The sequence below is a fragment of the Brenneria roseae subsp. americana genome (genome assembly GCF_003115815.1).
GTDB classification, from domain to species: domain Bacteria; phylum Pseudomonadota; class Gammaproteobacteria; order Enterobacterales; family Enterobacteriaceae; genus Brenneria; species Brenneria roseae.
In genome coordinates this window covers 1-22,866 of the sequence record NZ_QDKJ01000011.1, presented here as the reverse complement: position 1 = coordinate 22,866, position 22,866 = coordinate 1, and the positions used below count along the sequence as shown (strand labels likewise).

The 22,866-nt window shown below is 52.6% G+C and carries 24 protein-coding genes; 4 read left to right on the top strand and 20 right to left on the bottom strand.

What is annotated here, in order from left to right; all coding sequences use genetic code 11:
* Positions 1-92: 92 nt before the first annotated feature.
* The 5 genes from ispG to ndk all read right to left on the bottom strand — a co-directional run bounded on the left by ispG (position 93) and on the right by ndk (position 5,056).
* The gene (gene ispG / locus B4923_RS14330; protein ID WP_109055047.1) at positions 93-1,214 is read right to left on the bottom strand and encodes a flavodoxin-dependent (E)-4-hydroxy-3-methylbut-2-enyl-diphosphate synthase; all 1,122 of its coding nucleotides are present in this window, start codon (positions 1,212-1,214) and stop codon (positions 93-95) included.
* A 40-nt stretch (positions 1,215-1,254) separates the two neighbouring features.
* On the bottom strand, positions 1,255-2,268 hold the full coding sequence (rodZ, locus tag B4923_RS14325) for a cytoskeleton protein RodZ (RefSeq protein ID WP_109055046.1): 1,014 nt from the start codon (positions 2,266-2,268) through the stop codon (positions 1,255-1,257).
* Positions 2,258-3,019, bottom strand: coding sequence for a type IV pilus biogenesis/stability protein PilW (gene pilW, locus B4923_RS14320; RefSeq protein WP_109055045.1), 762 nt, complete (start codon positions 3,017-3,019; stop codon positions 2,258-2,260). The genes rodZ and pilW overlap by 11 nt, the downstream gene beginning before the upstream one ends.
* Before the next feature lie 137 nt (positions 3,020-3,156).
* Positions 3,157-4,353, bottom strand: a complete 1,197-nt coding sequence (rlmN, locus tag B4923_RS14315; RefSeq protein ID WP_109055044.1) for a dual-specificity RNA methyltransferase RlmN — start codon at positions 4,351-4,353, stop codon at positions 3,157-3,159.
* Positions 4,354-4,627: 274 nt separating this feature from the next.
* Positions 4,628-5,056 (bottom strand): nucleoside-diphosphate kinase, encoded by a 429-nt coding sequence (gene ndk / locus B4923_RS14310; RefSeq protein WP_109055043.1) that lies wholly within the window; start codon positions 5,054-5,056, stop codon positions 4,628-4,630.
* 373 nt (positions 5,057-5,429) lie between these two features.
* Here ndk and sseA point away from each other — a divergent pair, with 373 nt between their 5' ends.
* Positions 5,430-6,299, top strand: coding sequence for a 3-mercaptopyruvate sulfurtransferase (gene sseA, locus B4923_RS14305; protein ID WP_109055042.1), 870 nt, complete (start codon positions 5,430-5,432; stop codon positions 6,297-6,299).
* Between the two features lie 93 nt (positions 6,300-6,392).
* Here the strand turns inward: sseA and sseB are convergent, their stop codons facing one another.
* The 11 genes from sseB to trmJ all read right to left on the bottom strand — a co-directional run bounded on the left by sseB (position 6,393) and on the right by trmJ (position 15,356).
* Positions 6,393-7,187, bottom strand: coding sequence for an enhanced serine sensitivity protein SseB (sseB, locus tag B4923_RS14300; protein ID WP_109055041.1), 795 nt, complete (start codon positions 7,185-7,187; stop codon positions 6,393-6,395).
* A 94-nt stretch (positions 7,188-7,281) separates the two neighbouring features.
* Positions 7,282-8,577, bottom strand: coding sequence for an aminopeptidase PepB (gene pepB, locus B4923_RS14295; protein ID WP_109055040.1), 1,296 nt, complete (start codon positions 8,575-8,577; stop codon positions 7,282-7,284).
* Between the two features lie 103 nt (positions 8,578-8,680).
* A complete protein-coding gene (gene iscX, locus B4923_RS14290) occupies positions 8,681-8,881 on the bottom strand; it encodes a Fe-S cluster assembly protein IscX (protein WP_109055039.1) in 201 nt (66 codons plus the stop codon).
* 16 nt (positions 8,882-8,897) lie between these two features.
* Positions 8,898-9,233 carry an ISC system 2Fe-2S type ferredoxin gene (gene fdx / locus B4923_RS14285; RefSeq protein WP_109055038.1) on the bottom strand — a complete coding sequence of 112 codons (336 nt, stop codon included), beginning with the start codon at positions 9,231-9,233 and terminating at the stop codon, positions 8,898-8,900.
* Between the two features lie 2 nt (positions 9,234-9,235).
* Positions 9,236-11,086 (bottom strand): Fe-S protein assembly chaperone HscA, encoded by a 1,851-nt coding sequence (hscA, locus tag B4923_RS14280; protein WP_109055037.1) that lies wholly within the window; start codon positions 11,084-11,086, stop codon positions 9,236-9,238.
* Positions 11,087-11,160: 74 nt separating this feature from the next.
* Entirely contained in the window at positions 11,161-11,679 is a 519-nt protein-coding gene (hscB, locus tag B4923_RS14275; RefSeq protein ID WP_109055036.1) for a co-chaperone HscB, read from the bottom strand.
* 99 nt (positions 11,680-11,778) lie between these two features.
* Positions 11,779-12,102, bottom strand: coding sequence for an iron-sulfur cluster assembly protein IscA (gene iscA, locus B4923_RS14270; protein ID WP_109055035.1), 324 nt, complete (start codon positions 12,100-12,102; stop codon positions 11,779-11,781).
* Between the two features lie 17 nt (positions 12,103-12,119).
* Entirely contained in the window at positions 12,120-12,506 is a 387-nt protein-coding gene (gene iscU / locus B4923_RS14265; protein WP_109055034.1) for a Fe-S cluster assembly scaffold IscU, read from the bottom strand.
* Between the two features lie 24 nt (positions 12,507-12,530).
* A complete protein-coding gene (gene iscS, locus B4923_RS14260; protein ID WP_109055033.1) occupies positions 12,531-13,745 on the bottom strand; it encodes a cysteine desulfurase in 1,215 nt (404 codons plus the stop codon).
* Positions 13,746-14,004: 259 nt separating this feature from the next.
* Positions 14,005-14,499 (bottom strand): Fe-S cluster assembly transcriptional regulator IscR, encoded by a 495-nt coding sequence (gene iscR / locus B4923_RS14250; RefSeq protein WP_109055032.1) that lies wholly within the window; start codon positions 14,497-14,499, stop codon positions 14,005-14,007.
* 131 nt (positions 14,500-14,630) lie between these two features.
* Positions 14,631-15,356, bottom strand: a complete 726-nt coding sequence (trmJ, locus tag B4923_RS14245) for a tRNA (cytosine(32)/uridine(32)-2'-O)-methyltransferase TrmJ (RefSeq protein ID WP_109055031.1) — start codon at positions 15,354-15,356, stop codon at positions 14,631-14,633.
* A gap of 119 nt (positions 15,357-15,475) precedes the next feature.
* Here trmJ and suhB point away from each other — a divergent pair, with 119 nt between their 5' ends.
* The 3 genes from suhB to B4923_RS14225 all read left to right on the top strand — a co-directional run bounded on the left by suhB (position 15,476) and on the right by B4923_RS14225 (position 18,446).
* Positions 15,476-16,279 carry an inositol-1-monophosphatase gene (gene suhB, locus B4923_RS14240; protein ID WP_109055030.1) on the top strand — a complete coding sequence of 268 codons (804 nt, stop codon included), beginning with the start codon at positions 15,476-15,478 and terminating at the stop codon, positions 16,277-16,279.
* Between the two features lie 284 nt (positions 16,280-16,563).
* A complete protein-coding gene (locus B4923_RS14230) occupies positions 16,564-17,649 on the top strand; it encodes a FecCD family ABC transporter permease (protein ID WP_109055029.1) in 1,086 nt (361 codons plus the stop codon).
* On the top strand, positions 17,646-18,446 hold the full coding sequence (locus B4923_RS14225; protein ID WP_109055028.1) for an ABC transporter ATP-binding protein: 801 nt from the start codon (positions 17,646-17,648) through the stop codon (positions 18,444-18,446). The genes B4923_RS14230 and B4923_RS14225 overlap by 4 nt, the downstream gene beginning before the upstream one ends.
* Before the next feature lie 61 nt (positions 18,447-18,507).
* Here B4923_RS14225 and B4923_RS14220 read toward each other — a convergent pair whose 3' ends face one another.
* The 4 genes from B4923_RS14220 to B4923_RS14205 form a co-directional block, all read right to left on the bottom strand.
* Positions 18,508-19,635 carry an ABC transporter substrate-binding protein gene (locus tag B4923_RS14220; RefSeq protein WP_109055027.1) on the bottom strand — a complete coding sequence of 376 codons (1,128 nt, stop codon included), beginning with the start codon at positions 19,633-19,635 and terminating at the stop codon, positions 18,508-18,510.
* 116 nt (positions 19,636-19,751) lie between these two features.
* A complete protein-coding gene (locus B4923_RS14215; protein WP_109055026.1) occupies positions 19,752-20,822 on the bottom strand; it encodes a nickel/cobalt transporter in 1,071 nt (356 codons plus the stop codon).
* A complete protein-coding gene (locus tag B4923_RS14210) occupies positions 20,813-21,472 on the bottom strand; it encodes a DUF1007 family protein (protein ID WP_109055150.1) in 660 nt (219 codons plus the stop codon). The genes B4923_RS14215 and B4923_RS14210 overlap by 10 nt, the downstream gene beginning before the upstream one ends.
* A 55-nt stretch (positions 21,473-21,527) precedes the next feature.
* Positions 21,528-22,676, bottom strand: a complete 1,149-nt coding sequence (locus tag B4923_RS14205) for a 3-phenylpropionate MFS transporter (protein ID WP_109055025.1) — start codon at positions 22,674-22,676, stop codon at positions 21,528-21,530.
* Positions 22,677-22,866 lie beyond the last annotated feature (190 nt).

Sequence of the window (22,866 nt, the reverse complement as noted above, 5' to 3'; positions counted from 1 at the left end):
ATCCGCAACGCATCTTCAATGCGGGCCGATCCTTATCGGGTTAAGGAATGATAAATTATGCGAGTGATGACCGATGTCCGCACCAACGCCGTCTATTTATCGACCAGATTAACAGTGATACGCTGGCTTTCATCCATCATGGATGCTTTGGCCCGAATTTTGGCCTCCAGCTGATCGATCATCTGTTCGTTGTCAAAACGTTCTCTCTGGCGAACACCGTCTTCGTAAAAACCGCTTTTATTGTGACCGCCGGTGACGCCGATGGTGGAAACCAGCGCTTCTCCCGGTCCATTCACCACGCAACCAATGATCGACACATCCATCGGCGTGATAATATCTTCCAGCCGTTGCTCCAGTGCATTCACGGTCCCGATCACGTCAAACTCCTGACGGGAACAGGTCGGACAGGCAATAAAGTTGATGCCACGGGAACGAATACGCAGTGATTTCAGAATATCGAAACCCACCTTAACTTCTTCAACCGGATCGGCGGCCAGCGAGATTCGCAGGGTATCGCCAATACCTTCGGACAACAATAAACCGAGGCCGATGGCGGACTTGACCGCGCCACTGCGTGCGCCGCCCGCTTCCGTGATCCCCAGATGCAGCGGTTGATCGATACGCGCGGCCAGCAGGCGATAAGATTGTACCGCCAGGAAAACATCAGAGGCCTTCACGCTGACCTTGAACTGATCAAAGTTGAGACGATCCAGAATATCGACATGCCGCATAGCAGATTCAAGCAGGGCTTCCGGCGTCGGCTCGCCATATTTTTCCTGCAAATCTTTTTCCAGCGAACCGCCGTTCACGCCAATACGTATCGGAATATTTTTATCACGCGCGCAATCAACCACCGCGCGAATACGTTCTTCATTACCGATATTGCCAGGGTTGATTCGCAGACAATCGACGCCGTACTCCGCTACCTTCAAAGCAATGCGATAGTCAAAATGGATATCGGCGACGAGCGGTACATTTACGCGCTGTTTGATCAGTTTAAACGCTTCCGCCGCTTCCATCGTTGGAACGGATACACGCACAATATCAACGCCGACACGTTCCAGTGACTTGATTTGATTAACGGTAGCTTCAACATCGGTGGTTCGGGTGTTGGTCATGGACTGCACCGCGATCGGCGCGCCATCACCAATAGGCACCTTACCGACGTAAATCCGCTTTGATTTGCGACGGGTTATGGGTGCAGCGTTATGCATTACTTCTTCTCCAACATTGCAACATCACGTAAACGTTACGTTATTCCGCAGCCAGCGTAAGACGAGCAACCTGATTGCTTCTCACAAACCGGCTCAAATCGACTGGTTTACCCTGGAACTGAATCTGTACCGCGGCGGGGGCGCCAATTTTGAGTCTATACGGCGCCTGCCCATCCAGGTTCAATGAACCGCCATTGCGCTGCATACCGCTAAACAATTTTTTACCGCTGGCATCAAGCACTTCCAACCAGCAGTCCGCGTTAAAATTCATGACCAGCGCATGTTCGGCAGACGCAGGAGGAGTGATGTTATCAGGAGAAGTCGTGTCAGTTGTTGTTGCAGGGGTAAATGCGCCCGAATTCAATGGCGCATTGTCGGCTGTCGGCTGCTGGGAAGCGGTGGATTGCGGGGCAAAGGATGACGCCGCAGGCGGAGTATTCGCCGCAGAAGGCGCTGTATCAGGATTGACAGGCGTCTGAGACGAAGTATCCATAGGCAGCTCGACCGGCGTGGAAGCAGCCGAATCGGAAACCGCAGGCTCCTGCGGTTCACTATCATCCATCAACGGTATGCTCTGACCTTCATTCTGCGCCTGCATGGCGCTGGCATGGTCAACCATGCTGTTGATTTCCTGCTGCTGCGCCTGATGGTTCTGCCACCACCATGCGCCGGTCAATCCCAACACCACAATCACGACCAGCCAGGTGAACGTCATCAACCAACCGTCGCGTTTCTTGCGACTTTTCCCCAGAGAGAAGCTTTGCATGGGAGCGACATTCGATGCCCTTGGCACCACATGTTTATCCAGCATCGGCAACAGTTCATCTTCGGGCAAGTGAACCAGCTTTGCATAGGAACGGATATAGCCGCGTAAAAACGTCGGCGCCAAATCGACTGGCGTATTCCCTTCCTCTATCTCTCGAACGGTGGAAAGTTTAAGGCACAAACGTTCAGCAACCGTCTGCTGAGTCAACCCCAGACGTTCGCGCGCCTGACGTAAACGTTCGCCGGGAATTTTTGATTCTGTATTATCTTGAGTGGCTTCAGTATTCATTAGCTAAGAACTGCTGGTACTGTTTAGATTGTGGAAAACTTCGCGCCAACGATTTGCCATAACGTTCAATATCGCCATCATGGTCCGCTAACGCGGCGAAACGAATCTGTAACCATAAACTCTCGGCACTGGCCGGAAGAATATGCTGATAAATATCCAGGAGCAATTTGGCCTGCTCGTATTCTCCGTCAGAAAACTGTTTATCAGCCTCTGCCAACAGCATAACGCCTTTAGCAGGATCATACTTTAACGCCCGACTTAACAAACTGCGCGCATCATCATTCTGCCCGGCTTTGAAAAAGCAATATCCCGCATTTTCCAACGCATCGGCAACCTGACTGTAATCAGGGAGTTGGGCAGCCGCACTAAACTGTCGCTGCGCCGCTACATACTGCCCTAAACTACACAGAAACGCACCGTAATTATTCATGACGCTACCGTTTTCTGGCGCCAGCGTTAACGCACGCTGGTAACGTTGCTCGGCAGACTGATTTTCACCAATCCGCTGCTCATAAAGCGCCATTCCCAACTGGGTACGATAATCCCGCGGCGCGACATCCAGCGCTTTTTCAAGATTCTGACGCGCCGCATCCAGATTATTACGCGCCAGATATTCCAACCCCAGTTGCAAACGGGTCTGCGCAACGGCCGGATCGACAGACTCACGGGATGAACGGCCACCACATCCTGTCAACAGCACTGCCATGATTATCAGCAGCCAACCTTTTCCCTGTCTTAACTGTTTCGTCATTCCTGACTTCCTTTTATCGTCATCCCAGCCTGTCATATCAACGATATACTATCTTAGTCCCTTAGTGGTAATTGCTATCGTATGATTAACACTGTAAAAGTATCATCACTTCCCGATATGACAGGGACAATTAGATATCAGACCGTTTTAACCACAATAGGTTCACCCGCCATTTTTTTCTTCAACGTACGCTTGGTTCGGTCCACGACTTCACCGGCCAACTGACCACATGCTGCATCAATATCGTCACCGCGGGTTTTGCGTACAATCGTCGTAAACCCATATTCCATGAGCACTTTGGAGAAACGATCGACGCGGCTATTCGAACTGCGGCCATAAGGCGCGCCGGGGAACGGGTTCCACGGGATCAGGTTAATCTTGCACGGGGTATCTTTCAGACACGCCGCCAACTGATGGGCATGTTCGGTGCCGTCGTTAATGTGATCCAACATCACGTATTCAACCGTCACACGTCCCTGATTGGCATTGGATTTCTCCAGATAGCGGCGTACTGCGCTCAGAAACATTTCGATATCGTATTTCTTGTTAATCGGCATGATTTCGTTACGGATTTCATCGTTTGGCGCATGCAGGGAGATCGCCAGTGCGACGTCGATCATATCACCCAGCTTGTCCAGCGCAGGAACAACCCCTGACGTTGACAGCGTCACACGACGTTTTGACAGGCCAAACCCGAAATCATCCAGCATGATTTCCATTGCCGGGACAACGTTAGTCAGGTTAAGCAATGGCTCCCCCATGCCCATCATCACCACGTTGGTAATGGGACGCTGACCGGTAACTTTAAACGCACCGATAATTTTTGCCGCCCGCCATACCTGACCAATGATTTCAGATACCCGCAGGTTACGGTTAAATCCCTGCTGCGCGGTTGAACAGAATTTACACTCCAACGCACAACCAACCTGTGAAGATACGCACAGCGTTGCACGATCTTCTTCAGGAATATATACCGTCTCGACACGCTGATCGCCGACCAGGATCGCCCACTTGATGGTGCCATCAGACGAGCGCTGTTCGTCCACCACTTCAGGCGCACGAATTTCGGCGACTTCCTGTAATTTATTACGGAAGGCTTTGTTGATATCCGTCATCTGTGTGAAATCATCACAGCAATAGTGATAAATCCACTTCATCACCTGATCGGCACGGAAAGGTTTTTCTCCCAGAGAAGCGAAAAACTCCCGCATTTGCTGACGGTTAAGATCCAGCAGATTGATTTTTTCCGCACGGGTTTTCGCAGGTTGAGAAGCGGCGACAGACGCCGGTGAAAGTTCGGACACCGTTTGCTCAGACACAATTTGTTCAGACATATGTGGACTCTTGGCCTCGTTATTACACGTTATGGCGCTAAAGAAAGGATGATAAAAGAAACGCCCCGGGCAAGCGCAGGCTCATCCGGGGCGCAGCATTGTACAAAGTTTAAAACAGGTAAGCTACTATCGCCGCATTTTTTATGGCGGGCTATCCTTGCCCACCCCCCTTCGGGCCGTTGCTTCGCAACGTTGAAAATCGCTCCCGGCGATTTTTTATGGCGGGCCGTCGCAAGCGACGTTGAAAATCACGCCCGGTTATCAACGCACAAGATTAATTACGCGGGCAAATTTCGTCCGCGCTGAAGAAATAGGCGATTTCACGCTGGGCGGACTCAATGGAATCAGAACCATGTACGGCGTTTTCGGTGAAGCTGTCGGCATAATCGGCACGCAGCGTACCCGCCAGCGCATTCGCCGGGTTGGTCGCTCCCATAATATCACGGTTACGCTGAACGGCATTTTCACCTTCCAGTACCTGTACCATGATCGGGCCGGACATCATGAATTCGACCAAACCGTCAAAAAACGGTTTGCCCTGATGCTCGGCATAAAAGCCTTCGGCCTGTTCACGAGTCAGTCGCAGCATTTTGGCGGCAACAATTTTAAAGCCCGCGCTTTCAAAACGGGCATAAATGGCGCCAATAGCATTCTTGGCGACAGCATTGGGTTTTACGATGGAAAAGGTACGTTCTACCGTCATATTGACCTCATTAAACAACTATCAGATAGCAGCCGGATTGGGGGTATTATAATCCCAGCCAGTGAAAGTGGCGCAGATTATAGGGGGAGCAAACCCCGTTGCCTACCGGCGAAATAACATTTTATTAAAAAAATATTATCTTTTGACCTACCTTCTTTCCGATATTACCCGGATTGATAACAACCACGCAGTACGCGCAAGCGATGCCGAACAAGACAAGTAACCCGTGAATGCCGGCCGCAGCGGCGACAAGCCAGTAAGGACGATATCGGACAGCAGTAAGTGCATGCTTGTCGGAACAGCAGAAATCGCTGACAATAAATCCATTATTTCACCTTGGGGCTGAATCCGTCGGCCTCTGCGTGGGGGAGTTATGTCAGCATCTTCTTCTGAGTTGTTTGTTTCTAACGAATGGTTTGTTTCCTCAACCTGGCTTGCCGAGCACCTTAACGACAGCACGATTGCTCTCCTTGACGCCCGCATGCTGCCGCCGGGTGAAACAACCCGCGATATCAACGCCGAATATCGTGCCGGTCATTTACCCGGCGCGGTATTTTTTGATATTGAAGTCTTGTCCGATCACCGCACCGACCTGCCGCATATGATGCCCGACAGCGATGATTTTTCCCGCGCAATGAGTAAGCTGGGCGTCAGTCATCAGCAACACATTATTATCTACGATGAAGGCGACCTGTTTTCCGCACCGCGCGCCTGGTGGATGCTGCACACCTTTGGCGTCAAGCAGATCTCAATTCTCACCGGCGGATTGGCCGGCTGGAAAAGTCAACGCCGGCCTCTGGAGCAAGGCAATGTCGAGCGAGCGCCTGCCGTTTTCGAAGCAAAACTGAATGAAACGGCTATTCGTCAACGTGACGACGTGCTGGCAATCAGCCGTGATAAATCCGCGCAGATTGTCGATGCCCGCCCCGCAGCCCGTTTTAACGGTGAAGTGGACGAACCTCGCCCCGGCCTGCATCGTGGACATATCCCCGGCAGCCTGAATGTTCCCTGGAGCGATCTGGTCGCCAACGGTACGCTGAAACCGAACGCTGAGCTCGCGACAATTCTGCATAAGCACGGGGTGGATTTCAGCCGTCCTATCGTTGCCAGCTGTGGCTCCGGCGTCACGGCTTGCGTTGTCATTCTGGCGCTACACGTGCTGAATGTCCCCAATGTGACGCTTTACGACGGCGCATGGAGCGATTGGGGCAGCCGCAACGACGTGCCAATTACGCTTGATTGATCCCCCAACTGCCGTGATGGTTCACGGGCAGATCATGATAACCGACGGGCGGCAGCGGTGGATTCATAACCCACCGCTGCGCCGATGTCCTAATCAGGCATGACCGGTACTCTTGAAATCCCGCAGAAAACTGCCCCACTTACGTTCATAAAACGGCGTAGTGTGTTTGATCATATAGTGGCTGATGCCGGGTTCATTTTCCTTAACCACACAGAGATCGACTGGACGCTCATCCGGTAACGTATCGCTGGCGACGCTGCCGGCGGCGCGGATAATATCCTCCACATCCTGATCGGCTTCGATCCCGATGAGCAAATGCGGCTCTTTTTCATTTGGTTCGTGGATTTGGGCCAGAAACGCACGGCGCACGTGCCGATACTTGGTAAACAACTGAGTCAGAGAATCAATCATCTGCACCGGCATTTCTGCCGGCTGACCAATCACGACCTGCGTATCTTCTTCGATAACCCGCTGCTGAACAAATCCGTTTCCTTCACCGGACAACATGTGCTCCACTTCCTGCGGCAAAAACTCTTTTCCATACGGTAGCCTGGGATTAAGGAACAGCGTGGCGCCCAGCGTAATCTCGAATAGTGAACGAGCCGGTAGCGCCAGAAAAGACTGTTCTTCGGTAACCACCTGCTGCAATGCTTCCAGCGAAGAGAAAAAGGGAATGGCTGAAGAACCATCGGCCTTCTCCCAATGTTGAATCTGCACGTTACTGCCTGCATGCAGGATCTTTTCACCGGGCGCTTCGCTTTCATCGCTGCTGCCGAGTACAAATACCGTCGCTTCCATCAGTTCGCTGAAAAACTCAGGACGATGTGCGGGCTCGGTTGCGGCCAGAACCAGCACCTCTTCCAGTTTATTTTGTGGTGAAAAATCCATAACGCTCCTTAACTGCGTTAAAAACCGGGTATCTGACCCGGTTTCGCTTATCGGCACATTCTGTAAATCGAGAATATCGCTTACTGAAGCCTGACTATTCAGCCTTGCTCAGCAGCAGATTCGCCAGTGTACGAACGCCCAGTCCGGTCGCCCCCGTTGACCATTGTTCCACCGCCCCTTTACGATAGGTGGCGGAACAATCAATGTGCAACCAGCCTTGCTGATAATCCCTCACAAAATGCGACAGAAACGCCGCCGCCGTACTGGCGCCTGCGCTGTATGCCGCCCCAGCGATGTTATTCAAATCCGCAAAGCTGGAAGGAAGCTGGCTGCGGTGGAACTCCTCCAGCGGCAGACGCCAGAACGGTTCATCTTCCTGTTTCGCGCTGTCCTGCAATGCCGTCACTAGCCGATCATCAAAACTGAACACAGCATGATAATCATTACCCAACGCGGTTTTTGCCGCACCCGTCAACGTCGCGCAATCAATGATCCACTGCGGATTCTGTTCCGAGGCATCAATCAGGCCATCGGCCAGCACCAGACGCCCTTCCGCATCGGTATTCATCACTTCAACGCTCTTGCCGTTGCGATAGCGGATAATGTCTCCCAGCTTGAACGCATTACCGCTGACCATATTATCCGCACAACACAGGTACAGCTTCACCCGCTTGTTCAATCCACGGGAGGCCGCCAGCGCAAGAGCGCCCACCACGGTTGCCGCGCCACCCATATCCGATTTCATGGAATCCATGAAACCGCTGGATTTCAGGCTGTAGCCGCCGGTATCAAAGGTAATGCCTTTACCGACCAGGCAGGCAAATACCGGTGCGTCTGGATTACCCGTCGGGTTGTAATCCAGCGCCAGCAGTACCGGAGAACGATCGGACCCACGACCTACCGTATAAATACCGGCATAATTTTGCGTGCGCAGATCGTCACCCTTGGTGATCCGATAATTGATGGCGTCGCAGGCAACATCGCACAACAGATCAATCGCGCGCGTAGCCAGCTGCTCTGGCCCCAGATCTTCCGCCGGCAGGTTGATCGTATCCCGCACCCAGTCAACGATCTTGAGGCGATCGTCCAGTTCTTTCTTGTCAGCCGCATTCAGTTCAGGCCATTCCACCGTCCGCTGCCCTTTCGGCGCGCGATAGCCTTGCCAGAATGCCCAGCTGTTTTCCAAATCCCAGCCAACGCCGGCCAGTTTGACGTGCTTGATGCCCTGACCGTCAATTTTACGCGCCGCACGTTGAATCGTCGCCAACGGAGACGTCCCATTCAGGTGAATAGTAAAACCGAGCTCATTCACGCTTAATGGCGCTTTCTCTCCCCAGCGCGCATCAGCAGGTTGGTTGGAGAGTGAAATCAGCATAGCTTCGCTTGTCATAATTCTGCTCCAGATGCTTTTCATATTTGCCACGCGCGCCGATGCGCGCCATGGCGCTAAAAATAAAGCGGGCCGCCAAAAAGGCAGCCCGTGATATCAATGACTATTCTGCTTCATCTAACCAGACCAGCAGGATCGCTTCCAGAATTTTTTCATTGGATGCATCCGGAGCGTCATCAAACTCCGCCAGACCGCAGATCCACTGATGCATATCAGTAAAACGCACCGTTTTTGGATCAAGATCGGGAAATGTATCGTAAAGCGCTTCGCCGATCGCACGGCTGTCCGTCCATTTCAATCCCATAACAAGGCTCCAGGAATTAATGTTCGCGAGCGTGGTTAATCGTATAACGCGGGATCTCTACCACCAGATCTTCATTGGCGATACGAGCCTGACACCCTAACCGGCTCTCCGGTTCCAGTCCCCAGGCTTTATCCAGCATGTCGTCTTCATCTTCCGTACTCTCCACCAGAGAATCGAATCCTTCACGAACGATGCAATGACAGGTCGTACAAGCACAGGATTTCTCGCAGGCATGTTCAATTTCAATACCGTTGCGCAGTGCGACATTCAGAATGCTTTCTCCACGCTCTGCTTCCAAAACTGCTCCTTCAGGACACAGATCCTGATGAGGCAGAAAGACAATCTTAGGCATGTTTACACCTCGTCCACGGAATGTCCCGCCAGCGCGCGACGAATAGAGGCATCCATCCGGCGGGCGGCAAATTCCTGGGTTTGTTGATCTAATATTTTTATTGCGGCTTCAATCGCCGATGCCTCTGTTCCCTGAGCGGCCCGCCGCAGGTGTTCGGATGCTTCGGTAATTGCCGCCTTTTCATTATCGGTCAGCAAATCTGCATCCGCTGCCAGCGCGCTCTGCAAACTTTCCAGCACGCGTGCAGCCTCTACTTTCTGTTCCGCCAGCATTCTGGCGCCCACATCTTCCTGTGCATTCAGCATGGAGTCTTTAATCATGGACGCAATTTCAGTATCACTCAGCCCATAGGACGGCTTGACCTGTATGGAGGCTTCGACGCCGGTCGATTTCTCCATCGCGGTAACACTGAGCAGACCATCGGCATCCACCTGAAAGGTCACCCGAATATGTGCGCCGCCGGCGGGCAACGGAGGAAGGCCGCGTAATGTAAAACGGCCAAGTGAACGACAATCCTGTACCAGTTCGCGTTCACCTTGCAGAACGTGGATCATCATCCCGCTCTGGCCGTCTTTAAAGGTGGTGAATTCCTGAGCTCTGGCGACCGGGATGGTGGTGTTGCGCGGTATGATTTTCTCAACCAGTCCCCCCATGGTTTCCAGCCCCAGGGAAAGCGGAATAACATCCAGCAGCAACATTTCACTGTCCGGCTTATTGCCGACCAGAATGTCCGCCTGGATAGCCGCGCCAACCGCCACCACCTTGTCTGGATCGATGGAGGTCAGCGGCACTCTGCTAAAAAATTCGCCAACCTGCTCGCGAATCAGCGGAACACGCGTCGAACCGCCGACCATGACGACTTCCTGCACCTCATCCGGCGTAACGCCCGCATCTTTCAGCGTACGACGACACGCCAGCAGCGTACGTTTCACCAGTGAGGCAATCAGCGCATTGAACTGGCTCCGGGTAATCACCCCTTGCCAGCCAGCAACATCAATATGGGCGGAATCCGCCGTACTTAACGCGATCTTGGTTTGTATCGCGGCTTCGCGTAACGCATGCTGTAACTGATGATCGTCGCGTGCGGTAATACCGGCCTGCTCACGCAGCCACTCTACCAACAGATGATCGAAATCATCGCCGCCCAGCGCGGAATCACCGCCCGTCGCCAGCACTTCAAACACGCCACGACTCAGACGCAGAACAGAAATATCAAAGGTTCCGCCGCCCAGATCGTAAACGGCGATAACCCCTTCCCGACCGGAGTCCAGACCATAGGCAATCGCCGCGGCGGTCGGCTCATTGAGCAGGCGCAGTACATGCAGCCCGGCCAATCGAGCAGCATCTTTGGTACCCTGACGCTGCGCATCGTCGAAATAGGCCGGGACCGTAATCACCGCGCCATCAGGCATGCCGCCCAGCGCTTCCTGCGCACGCTGTGCCAGCGCCGACAGAATATCGGCGGACACTTGCACCGGATTCAACTCGCCGGCATTCGTCTGAATCAACGGCAAACCGTTATCGCTGGCGCGGTATTGGTAGGGTAAATGTGGGTAGCGCTGCTGAATATCCGCCAGCGAACGTCCCATCATACGTTTGACGGAACTGACGGTGTTGGCAGGGTCGAGAGCGGCGTTTTCACGCGCGTCCCAGCCCACCACATGCCCTTCGGCACGGTAATGGACAACGGACGGCAGTAGATCGCGGCCAGCGCGATCGGCCAGCGTTTGCGCTTCACCGCTGCGTACGGTAGCAACCAGAGAATGCGTAGTGCCTAAATCGATGCCTATCGCCAGACGCCGCTGATGCGGCGCCGCGCTGAGGCCCGGCTCGCTAATTTGTAATAAGGCCATATTGAGCTTCCATCAATTGGCTGGCGGAAAAACAGAGGCATATTGCACTCGCTTGTTCCCAACCGAATTAAACCCTATCTGTCCAGCAATTGTTCTTCGAGTTGTTCAACCTGCTGCCGGAGCTTGTCTAAAAAACGCAGCTTACGCGCGGTATCCGCTGCATCACCCCACGTTTCGTTATCCAGTTCGCTACGCAGTTGTTCACTACGTTTAACCAGCATAGCCTGCAACCGCTCGGCAAACTCAGCCAGCGCCGCTTCGGCATCAGAACGGTTCGCAATGACATCCAGCTCTTCACGCAGCTCAAGCTGCTCCATCAGAAAAGCGGTGTCCTGTAACGTATGTTGTTCGTTACTTAAATCGAAACCGTGCAAAGATAACATATACTCCGCACGTTTCAGCGGATGTTTCAGCGCCTGATAGGCACTATTGATGGTTGCGGCCTGCTGTAATGCCAGCATGCGCTCCCTTTCGGGCTGGTTTGCAAAGCGATCCGGATGGAACTGTCGTTGCAGCTCCTGAAAGCGGGAAACAAGCAGGCTGCCATCCACATCATAGCGAATCGGCAGCCCGAACAAAGTAAAGTAATCCATAGCGCACTCTGAGGTTTACGGGTCTTGGCGAGTATTGGCCGCTGTTTCTCCCGGCAATTAGCCGGAAGAAACAGGACAAAGAAATATCCTGGGAAGTGGTCAAACGTTAAAACTTTCGCCGCAACCGCATTCGCTTGAAACGTTAGGGTTATTGAATTTGAAGCCTTCGTTTAGCCCTTCCCTGACGAAATCAAGTTCGGTGCCGTCCAGGTAGACCAGGCTCTTACCATCAATAATGACCTTAACGCCTTTGTCTTCAAATACCACGTCATCAGCATTTACGTCATCAACAAATTCCAGCACATACGCCATACCGGAACAACCGGATGTTCGCACGCCGAGGCGCAGGCCAATGCCTTTGCCCCGGTTAGTCAGAAAAGCGTTTACTCGTTGCGCAGCGCTGTCGCTCAAGGAAATCGACATACAACAACCTCAGTAAGCTACTTGGCTTCACGTTTACTTTTGTAATCTGCAATCGCGGCTTTAATGGCATCTTCCGCCAGAATAGAGCAGTGGATTTTTACCGGCGGCAGTTCAAGTTCTTCAGCAATCTGCGTATTTTTGATCGCTTCTGCCTCATTGAGCGACTTGCCTTTTACCCACTCGGTCACCAGTGAACTGGAAGCAATGGCGGAACCACAGCCGTAAGTCTTGAAACGGGCGTCCTCAATGATACCTTCATTGTTGACTTTGATCTGTAGCTTCATGACATCGCCGCAGGCAGGCGCGCCCACCATGCCGCTACCGATACTTGGATCGGCGTTGTCAAATGAACCAACGTTGCGTGGATTTTCGTAGTGATCAATTACTTTTTCGCTGTAAGCCATAATCGTCGTCCCCAGTCTGATGAATTAATGATGCGCCCATTCGATACTGCTGATATCCACGCCTTGCTTGAACATTTCCCACAGAGGAGAAAGATCGCGCAAACGGCCGATGGATTTACGAACCAGCTCGATGGCGTAGTCGATTTCTTCTTCAGTGGTAAAACGCCCCAGAGAGAAGCGAATCGAACTATGTGCCAGCTCATCGTTCATTCCCAACGCACGTAATACGTAGGAAGGTTCAAGACTGGCTGACGTACAGGCGGAACCGGACGAAACGGCCAGATCCTTCAGCGCCATAATCAGCGATTCACCTTCAACATAGTTGAAGCTGACGTTCAGGATGTTCGGCGCACCCTGCTCAATATCACCATTCAGATAGACTTCTTCGATGTCATTAATTCCGTTCCAGAGACGGTCGCGCAGCGCACGCAGACGTACGGCCTCAGCGCCCATTTCTTCTTTCGCGATACGGTAGGCTTCGCCCATGCCGACGATTTGATGGACAGGTAAGGTGCCGGAACGCATACCGCGTTCATGCCCTCCGCCATGCATCTGTGCTTCGATACGAATACGGGGTTTACGGCGAACATACAGCGCACCGATGCCTTTCGGTCCATAAATTTTATGACCGGAGAAAGACATCAGGTCGACTTTTAACTGGCTCAGGTCGATGGGCAGTTTACCCACACTCTGAGTCGCATCGACGTGGAAAATAATCCCGCGGCTACGGCACATGTCACCGATGGTCGCGATGTCCTGAACCACACCGATTTCATTGTTCACGTGCATGATGGAAACCAGAATAGTGTCATCACGCATGGCTGATTCTAATTCTTTCAGATCGATAATGCCGTTGCGCTGCGGAGCCAGATAAGTGACCTCAAACCCTTCGCGCTCTAACTGGCGGCAGGTATCCAGCACGGCCTTATGCTCTGTTTTGCTGGTGATAATGTGTTTGCCTTTCTTCTGATAGAAGTTGGCGGCACCTTTAATTGCCAGGTTATCTGACTCTGTCGCGCCGGAAGTAAAGACGATCTCGCGCGGGTCAGCGCCTACCAATTCAGCAATCTGATTACGGGCGATATCGACGGCTTCTTCCGCCTGCCAGCCGAAACGGTGGGAACGGGATGCGGGGTTGCCGAAAGTGCCGTCCAAGGTCAAAAACTGCATCATTTTTTCAGCAACGCGCGGATCAACCGGCGTCGTCGCTGAATAGTCCAGATAAATCGGTAACTTCATTGCTCGTAAACTCCGTACATCACTTCAAAACGTGCAAAGCGTCTTGTTTATATGACGGGCTATATTGCCCTTACCCCGAGGGGCCAACGCTATACGTTGTTAAAAAATTGACGTGATTAAAAATTACTCCCGGAAATTTTGCTATACCCCGTAGGACCGTTGCGGCGCGACATTGAAAATCGCTCCCGCAGTTTTTTATGACGGACTCGATCAGCCCGCCGCCCTGTGGGGTTAAAAATGTTCCGGCGTCTTTATTATTTTAGGCGCGCAGGTTAACGTTGATCGTATCCTGAACACGACCATTGGCGGTACGACGTGTATCGGCATCCTGTCGATCCGCAACATCCAGCACTTCTTTATTATTGACCAGTTCATCCAACGTAATGTTGTTCAAAAAGTCAGTAATACGGTCGCTCAGATCGCGCCACAGGGTATGAGTCAGGCAGCGGTCGCCGCCCTGGCAGCTTTCACGTCCCTGACAACGCGTCGCGTCAACAGATTCGTCTACGGCTGAGATCACCATGCCAACCGCGATTTCATCGGCACCTTTACCCAGCAAATAACCACCACCCGGACCACGCACGCTGGCAACCAGGCCGTTTTTACGCAGGCGTGAAAACAGCTGCTCCAGATAGGAAAGTGAAATGCCCTGACGTTCGGAAATGTCAGCCAGCGGAACCGGGCCTTCCTGGGAATGCAGAGCCACATCAAGCATGGCGGTAACGGCATAACGGCCTTTAGATGTCAGTCTCATGATAGTGGTACCTGTAGATAAAACATGTATTATGAAAACATGTATTGGCAAATACGTAGACCGAGTCTGACATTCCCGAGTGTTCCAGTCAACTATTTAACCAAGTAATTTACTCAAGTATTATTCATCTATCACACATCGTTATTTTTCTGAATTGAACTCAATATGCCGCGCAGAATATTCAGTTCCTGGCTTTCCGGCCGGGCCCGGGTAAACAGCCGGCGCAGCTTGTTCATCACCTGTCCCTGATGCGCCTGCCGGATAAAACCGGTTTCCTGCAATGTCTGCTCAAGATGCAGATAAAAACGCTCCAGATCGTCCACCAGCGGATAAGGCGTTTCGCCATGGGCTGCTTTACCTGCCTGAAGGCGATCCAGATGTGCAACGCGCACTTCATAAGCCAGGATCTGCACGGCCATCGCCAGATTTAACGAGCTGTATTCAGGGTTGGCCGGAATAGCGACATGATAATGACATTTCTGCAATTCATCATTGGTCAGACCGACGCGCTCACGGCCGAAAACCAGCGCAATCGGCGCATGTTCCGCTTCCTGAGCGGCGCGAACGCCGCATTCGCGCGGTTCAAGCATCGGCCAAGGTAAGGTTCGTGAGCGGGCGCTGGTTCCCACGACCAGACTACACCCTTCAAGCGCCTGATCCAATGTCTCAACCAGGGTGGCGTTGCCAATGACATCACTGGCGCCAGCCGCCAGAGCAATTGCCTGAGAATCGGGTTTTACCAGCGGATTAACCAGATACAGCTTACTCAATCCCATGGTTTTCATTGCCCTGGCAACGGACCCCATATTGCCGGTATGGGATGTTTCAACCAGAACAACGCGAATATTGTGTAACATGCGGACTCTATCATGCGAAAAGGAAATCGGAATATCCTAACACAAACTTAGATATTTTCCTTTTCCCCTGCTATAATGCGCCCCGCTTTCTGTTCTTTAACATTCTAGTGGACGATACCATGCATCCGATGCTCAATATCGCTATACGCGCTGCGCGTAAAGGCGGTAATTTAATTGCTAAAAATTATGAAACGCCTGACGCCGTAGAAGCCAGTCAAAAAGGCAGCAACGATTTTGTCACCAACATCGATCGGGATGCAGAGCGTCTGATCATCGAGGTCATCCGTAAATCTTATCCGCAACATACCATTATTGGTGAAGAGTGCGGCGAGTTGGTTGGTGAAGATCAGGATGTGCAATGGGTTATCGATCCGCTGGATGGCACCACCAACTTTATCAAACGTCTCCCCCACTTCGCTGTTTCCATTGCCGTGCGCCTCAAAGGCCGTACAGAAGTTGCCGTGGTTTATGACCCTATGCGAAACGAACTGTTCACGGCGACCCGTGGTCAGGGCGCGCAGTTGAACGGTTATCGTCTGCGTAGCAGTAATGCGCGCGATCTGGATGGCACCGTTCTGGCAACGGGTTTCCCGTTCAAACTGAAGCAGCACGCCAAAAGCTATATCAATATTGTTGAAGCGTTGTTTACCCAGTGCGCGGATTTCCGTCGTACCGGTTCTGCTGCGCTCGATCTGGCGTATGTCGCTGCCGGTCGTGTCGACGGATTCTTTGAAATCGGTTTGAAACCGTGGGATTTTGCCGGTGGCGAACTGCTGGTGCGTGAAGCTGGCGGCGTTGTGACCGACTTTGTCGGCGGCCATAACTACCTCTCTTCGGGCAATCTGGTTGCAGGTAACCCACGCGTGGTGAAATGTCTGCTCGCAACAATGCGCGACTCACTGAGTGACGCGCTGAAACGTTAATCGCCCGCCTCCCGGTCGTGTTCCGCGCGCTGCCGCACACGACCGCATTTGATATTTTTCTTTACATATGAATCCGGTATACGCACTATTGATCGCTATACGATAATAATTATCAAACTCATTACATCTGATAACCCAGCATGAAAGATCTGGCCAACGCCATTTATCCACAGAGGCTTATGTCACTGAATCCTGATGACACCTATCACAACATCATTAAAAACTTTACGTCGTTGCCTGACGGTGATTTTATTTTCGCCTGGAAACAAGGTGAGTAATTTTTTATGAGCGTAACCACTGAACCGAATAAGATCCGCGATGCCGTTCAGGATAACAGCACCGTTATGGACAGCTATCACGGCATTATCCGGCGCCGCGTGGCGATCATCGCGATATTGCTGTTGATTATTCTCGGCTCTCTGCTGCTGGATTTTACCATGGGCCCCTCCGGGTTGACGCTGGACGTGCTATGGCAGACGCTGACCGATCCCGCCAGCGCTGACGCAGGAACGCGCGTTATCGTGTGGGATATCCGCCTGCCTTATGCGCTGATGGCGATTGTCGTCGGGCTTGCCCTCGGTCTGGCGGGAGCAGAGATGCAAACCATCCTGAATAACCCGTTAGCCAGTCCGTTTACGCTGGGCGTCTCATCGGCTGCCGCATTTGGCGCGGCACTGGCTATCGTGTTGGGGATCGGTATTCCCGGCATTCCGGCTCAGTGGTTTATTTCCGCCAATGCTTTTTTGTTTGCCCTGCTGGCCGCGCTACTGCTTGACGGCATTACCCGCTGGACTCAGGTCGCAACCTCCGGGGTCGTTTTATTTGGTATCGCGCTGGTGTTTACCTTTAACGCGCTGGTTTCCATGTTGCAGTTTATCGCCAACGAAGACACGTTGCAGGGTCTGGTGTTCTGGACCATGGGCAGTCTGGCGCGCGCGTCCTGGGAGAAACTGGGGATACTACTGCTGGTACTCGTCCTCGTCATGCCTTTATCGCTGATGAATTCGTGGAAGCTTACCGCACTGCGGTTGGGTGAAGATCGTGCCGTCAGTTTCGGGATTAATGTGCGTCGGCTGCGTTTGGCTACCCTGTTACGCATCAGTATCTTATCTGCGCTGTCGGTAGCGTTTGTCGGACCGATCGGTTTTATCGGCCTGGTCGCACCGCACATCGCACGCATGATATTTGGTGAAGATCACCGATTTTATCTTCCCGCCAGCGCCCTCATTGGTGCGCTGGTGCTATCGCTGGCTTCCGTCGCTTCAAAAAACCTGATCCCCGGCGTGATCATTCCGGTCGGTATCGTTACCTCACTGGTTGGTGTGCCTTTCTTCCTGAGTATCATTTTGCGCCATAGGGGAAATGTATGAGCCAGTCACGCTTATCGGGCTTGCGCCTGTCCCATTTCCGCGCGGGCTACCCTAAACGTCAGGTGATCCGCGATCTCTGCGTTCCGTCGCTATCACGCGGAGAAATCACCGTTTTACTTGGCCCGAACGGCAGCGGTAAATCCACGCTGTTGCGAGCCATGGCAGGTCTGAATCCTTCTGAAGGTGAGCTGTGGCTGGATGACAGTAATCTGATGCAGCTTCCGTTTGCCCGACGTGCGGAAAAAGTGGTTTACCTGCCGCAGTCTTTGCCTGCGGGCGTGCACCTCCACGTTCTGGAATCGATTATTGTTGCCCAGCGAGCCTCCGGTGGATTGCACAATAGGGACAGTCAGGCCGAAGTCATGGCGTTGTTAAAACAGCTGGGTATTGAGCATCTGGCGCTAAGCTATCTCGATCAGCTGTCCGGTGGACAAAAACAGCTCGTTGGACTCGCACAGTCATTGATCCGCCAGCCGTCATTGTTATTGCTGGATGAACCTTTGAGCGCGCTGGATCTGAACTATCAATTTCACGTTATGGATTTGGTCCGGCGGGAAACCCGCAAACGCAATATCATCACCGTCGTGGTGGTACATGATATTAATATCGCGCTGCGCCATGGCGATCATGTTCTGATGCTGCAAAACGGCGATCTGATTGCAGATGGTAAGCCGGCGGACGTCATCAGCGCAGACAGTCTGGCCAGAGTCTATGGCGTTCGGGGGCGGATCGAGCGCTGCTCACAGGGCGTGCCGCAGGTCATCATCGACGGGTTGGTCGCCGAGCCTACCTTTTAAATTACTCCCCATTTCAGGCAAACAGGCACTGACGAGCGTTTTCGTCAGTGCCGTTTCATCATCAGGATCCCGCAGGCAGGGTTACCCAATAGCCGGGTTGATAAGGCAACGGTAAGAACTTCTCATGGAAAGTACGAAATGTCGCGTCCGGATCAATATCCTTGAACAGCTCCGGGTGCAACCATTTCGCCATCACCTGAATCGCCACAAACTGGTACGGGCTATCATAAAACTGATGCCAGATCGCATGCGCATTACCGTTAGTAGCGACAGGCAGCGTTTTAAAGGCCGGACGCGCCATCAGCTTCTGTAAACGCTGCAACGCGACTTTCTGATCGGCGCCGGGGCCAACGCCAACCCAGCCATTGGCCGTATTGTAGTTTTTCCAGTTCGCACCGCTCACTATCGCCACGTCAGGGCGAGCGCTGATGATTTGTTCCGGGTTTAGCGTACCAAACGTGCCGGGAATCAGATTCTTGGCAATATTTTCGCCCCCCGCCACTTCCACCATTCGGCCAAAGTTTTCGTTACCGAATGACATACAGCACTCGTCTTCATATCCCCCGGCCCGATCGATCATCACTTTCGGGCGAGGAGCCTGATAGTTTTTTAATCGCTCGGTCACAATGTCAATCTGCTGCTGACGAAACCGGATAATGTCATCTGCGCGCTGAGGCTTACCTAACAATTGCCCCATGATGTGAATGCTTTTCTCTGCATTTTCAAACGGTTTTTCACGAAAATCGATGAAGACGACCGGAATACCCAGTGAACCGAGTTTTTCAATCAATTTGCCTTCGTCGGTTGCGGCTTTCGACTCCAGATTCATCAATACCAGATCGGGTTTTAACGTCAGCGCCTGCTCAACGTTAAACGTACCGTCTTTGGCGCCGCCAAAAGTCGGCAATTTTTTGATTTCAGGGTATTTGTTTTCATAAGCCAGATAACCGTCATAATCGGCTTTCGGCAGGTCATCACGCCAGCCGACAACGCGCTGGAAAGGGGCGTCGGTATCAAACGCCGCCAGCAAATAAATTTGCCGACCTTCCCCCAGGATAATCCGTTTAACCTCTGATTTGATTTCTACCTGTCTGCCACTGACATCTTCAACCACAATCGGTGCGGCACTGACGGCAAAAACGGGGCTTAAACCCAATATCGCGACAACCGAAAACAGCCAATTCTTCATTATTCCCTGCTCCTGATAAGGTTATAAATGATAATCATTATCACTTAAGGAAATAATATAATGTGGGTGTTAAATGAAGCAACGTGTTTTTACAACCAGGTTAAGCAAAGGTGAAATCAGCCGGCGAAGGGGCGGATTCCTCCCATCATGGCGGGCTGCGCACTCAGGTAAAACAGTACGCCAGTACCGAATAAAATCAGTCCTCCGGTCAGCGACAACAGCGACCAGGCAACGCGCTGCCATGCCGGAGGCGTAGCGCTTTGGCTTAAACGTTCAATCAGACGACGGCAATAGAGCACCAACATCGCCAGCATGGAAATGGTTAACGCCGTTCCCAACGCCATCACCAGCGCTGAAGCGATCCCCCAGAAGAAAACGCCAATCACTTTGGAGAACAGCAATACCAATATGGCGCCAGAGCATGGCCGCATGCCCATCGCCAGCACAATCATCAGACGGGTACGCCAGTGACTATCGCGATTGAGCGCTTCATGGCTGGGAAGATGTTGATGACCACATCCGCAATTGGCATCGTGTTGATGATGATCGGATACCGATCTCGCACTCAGAGGGGGAATCCGATGTTCATCCGATGGATCAATCGGGGTTAAACGCAGAATAGTGGCAGGTTTCGGCTGCTGAAAGAGACTGATATATAACTGCTTTGCCGCACGGAAACAGAGCAGCGCGCCCAGCCCGGCCACCAAAATAAAGCTCCCCTTCTCCATCCAGAAACTGCTGCGATGCAGCGTGTGGCTTGAAAGCTGCAAAATACCCAGCACCACGGAAACCAACAGCACAGCCATAAACCCTTGCACCAGCGAAGCGGCAAAGGTCAATCGGAGACTGCTTTTTAGTTTGGAAGGATGCGTCGCCAGGTAGGTCATGATGACCACCTTGCCGTGCCCCGGCCCAACGGCGTGCAGCACGCCATATACCAGACTGAACGCCATCAGGCTTAATCCCGCCTGATGCGGTTGCGCCTCCACCATCTGCAAGAGCGTTGACATCTGCTGGTGCAGCGATTTTTGCCAGACGGCGCTTTGCAGCAATATTTGCGGCCAGTAACTCACCACACCGTGCAATATCAGCCCGAGCAGTAATAAAAACAACCACAGCGGCCACAGCCCCATCACCCGTTTTAAGGCGGATGGACGACGCAGTGGATCGCTCACATTCACTGACATTGCAGCGTCACCTGCTGGGCAAATTGCTTACCGAGTTCCATATCCTCTCCCGGTGAATCATTTTTATCCAGAGAGAGGGCGTATGACTGTAAATCTTCGCTGGGCTTTGGCGTTACCAGCGTGGTTTTACAGCGCGACGCCAACGCCGGCGCCAGCTTGACGGCCTTCTCGTTCTGATAGGACATATCGACAAAATAGGTGGGATCGTACGTGGATATCTGTAATGGTTTACCCGTCAGCGGTTGGGGATGCGCCAACGGCAATACAAATTCCAGCACCGCCTGATTTCCTTTGCGTGAAAGGTGATATTCGGTAGGGATAGCGGCGTATTTCACAGGCTGCTTATCGCGATAAATATCCGTGAAGTAATGCTGTCCCAGCACATTGGCCATCACCTCCGCCGCCAGTTTCTTCCATACCTCGGAACCTTTAGCGGCGTTTCCCGCATCGTAAAGCAGATCGGCGGAAGTGATGGGATCCATCGTCCACTGCATACGTAAACCGGTAATCTGTTCGTTCTGACTCTCTATGGTCGTTTGCATATCAATAAAGCTATGTGGGTGGGCGAAGACCGGCAGACTCATCGCCATGCCGAATACCGCTAACGCTAGCAGCCTGCCCCAATAGATCAAACTGTTATAATATAACATAAATTTCTCATAGCAAGACATCGTACCGATAAAACCGACGTTCGGACTCCTTCAGTCAGGTCGTATGATGGCCAACCGAAGGACGAATAAATAATGCAGGTACTGCCAATAGCGCCATAACCCAGAAGGTGCCGCTCCGCAGATGTTCAAACAGGAAGCCGGAAACCATCGTCATCAGCGCAATACTTCCGCCCATCGCCAATGCCGAATACACCGCCTGCAAGCGCAGCACATCTCCACCGGTACGCGCCGCAATAAACCGCATCGCCGCAAGGTGACAAACGGTGAACGTACCGCAGTGCAATATCTGTATCACAATCAGCCAGGGAAGCGCCACCGTTGACCCCATCAGCGTCCAACGCACAACGCCGCATACGGCGGAGAGCAGCAGCAGTTGCCTGGCGCTCCAGCGCCGAAACAGTCGTTGACTAAAGGTAAAAATGATAATTTCAGCGACAACGCCCAACGACCAGAGGTAACCGATAATCGATGCGGAATAACCGGAATCCTGCCAATAAATCACGCTGAAACCATAGTAGGCGGCGTGCGCGCCCTGCAAAAAAGAAACACAGAGCAGAAAACGCCATACCGTCGGTTCACTCAGCAGGACTTTCCACGGCGTCACCGTCGCAGACTGGGTTGAAGAGAGCGTCGCTTGCGGCATCACGCTGGGGCGAAGCAGCACTCCCAACAGCATGGCAATCAGCCCTGCACTCAGAATGGCCAGGATCGCAGTATGTCCCCAGACGGCCACCAGTTCCCCCGTGACGGCAGAACCAATGACAAAGGCAATCGATCCCCATACCCGTACTTTGCCATAATCCATAACAATTTGACGTTGCCAGGTGGCGGCCAGCGCATCGGTTAAAGGAACCAGCGGAGCAAAAAACAGATTAAAGCCGATCATCACAAACATCAGCCATAGCCAGGCGTTCCCCAGCCAGAAACCAACCGACACTCCCAGCGCCAACAGCGCCAGCGTTCGTAACACCACAATCAGTTTAGAAGGGTCCTTCACGCTGGGCGTAATGATCAGACTACCAACGAAACGGGCAACCAGGCCGGCTCCAAGCAACATCCCGATAGACTCGGCAGAGAGCCCTTCCCCTTTTAGCCAACCGCCCCAAAACGGCAGAAAAATGCCATAGCAAAAAAAGTAAGTGAAATAACTTAACGCCAGCCAACGCGTTGATTGCAGAACCATGACTCCCCCTTTTTTGGCGGGCTACCCTGCCGCCGCCCGATGGGCCGTCGCTACTCTGTCAGAGAGGAACCTCCGGCGCAATGCCCTATTCAGCCAGACGCATGTTTTAATGTTATACCGTGGGGACCGGCTGAACGGCCCGCGTAAAAAACCACCTGCATAGCAGGTGGCATTGATTTCGCCCCATAGG

Coding starts and splice junctions, on each gene's coding strand:
- iscR (WP_109055032.1), bottom strand. CDS start 14,499: ATGAGACTGACATCTAAAGGCCGTTATGCCGTTACCGCCATGCTTGAT.
- pepB (WP_109055040.1), bottom strand. CDS start 8,577: ATGACAAGCGAAGCTATGCTGATTTCACTCTCCAACCAACCTGCTGAT.
- B4923_RS14215 (WP_109055026.1), bottom strand. CDS start 20,822: ATGTCAGTGAATGTGAGCGATCCACTGCGTCGTCCATCCGCCTTAAAA.
- iscU (WP_109055034.1), bottom strand. CDS start 12,506: ATGGCTTACAGCGAAAAAGTAATTGATCACTACGAAAATCCACGCAAC.
- ndk (WP_109055043.1), bottom strand. CDS start 5,056: ATGACGGTAGAACGTACCTTTTCCATCGTAAAACCCAATGCTGTCGCC.
- pilW (WP_109055045.1), bottom strand. CDS start 3,019: ATGACGAAACAGTTAAGACAGGGAAAAGGTTGGCTGCTGATAATCATG.
- rodZ (WP_109055046.1), bottom strand. CDS start 2,268: ATGAATACTGAAGCCACTCAAGATAATACAGAATCAAAAATTCCCGGC.
- B4923_RS14220 (WP_109055027.1), bottom strand. CDS start 19,635: ATGAAGAATTGGCTGTTTTCGGTTGTCGCGATATTGGGTTTAAGCCCC.
- B4923_RS14225 (WP_109055028.1), top strand. CDS start 17,646: ATGAGCCAGTCACGCTTATCGGGCTTGCGCCTGTCCCATTTCCGCGCG.
- rlmN (WP_109055044.1), bottom strand. CDS start 4,353: ATGTCTGAACAAATTGTGTCTGAGCAAACGGTGTCCGAACTTTCACCG.
- iscS (WP_109055033.1), bottom strand. CDS start 13,745: ATGAAGTTACCGATTTATCTGGACTATTCAGCGACGACGCCGGTTGAT.
- suhB (WP_109055030.1), top strand. CDS start 15,476: ATGCATCCGATGCTCAATATCGCTATACGCGCTGCGCGTAAAGGCGGT.
- hscB (WP_109055036.1), bottom strand. CDS start 11,679: ATGGATTACTTTACTTTGTTCGGGCTGCCGATTCGCTATGATGTGGAT.
- B4923_RS14210 (WP_109055150.1), bottom strand. CDS start 21,472: ATGTTATATTATAACAGTTTGATCTATTGGGGCAGGCTGCTAGCGTTA.
- fdx (WP_109055038.1), bottom strand. CDS start 9,233: ATGCCTAAGATTGTCTTTCTGCCTCATCAGGATCTGTGTCCTGAAGGA.
- hscA (WP_109055037.1), bottom strand. CDS start 11,086: ATGGCCTTATTACAAATTAGCGAGCCGGGCCTCAGCGCGGCGCCGCAT.
- B4923_RS14205 (WP_109055025.1), bottom strand. CDS start 22,676: ATGGTTCTGCAATCAACGCGTTGGCTGGCGTTAAGTTATTTCACTTAC.
- ispG (WP_109055047.1), bottom strand. CDS start 1,214: ATGCATAACGCTGCACCCATAACCCGTCGCAAATCAAAGCGGATTTAC.
- B4923_RS14230 (WP_109055029.1), top strand. CDS start 16,564: ATGAGCGTAACCACTGAACCGAATAAGATCCGCGATGCCGTTCAGGAT.
- iscA (WP_109055035.1), bottom strand. CDS start 12,102: ATGTCGATTTCCTTGAGCGACAGCGCTGCGCAACGAGTAAACGCTTTT.
- trmJ (WP_109055031.1), bottom strand. CDS start 15,356: ATGTTACACAATATTCGCGTTGTTCTGGTTGAAACATCCCATACCGGC.
- iscX (WP_109055039.1), bottom strand. CDS start 8,881: ATGGGATTGAAATGGACGGACAGCCGTGCGATCGGCGAAGCGCTTTAC.
- sseA (WP_109055042.1), top strand. CDS start 5,430: ATGTCAGCATCTTCTTCTGAGTTGTTTGTTTCTAACGAATGGTTTGTT.
- sseB (WP_109055041.1), bottom strand. CDS start 7,187: ATGGATTTTTCACCACAAAATAAACTGGAAGAGGTGCTGGTTCTGGCC.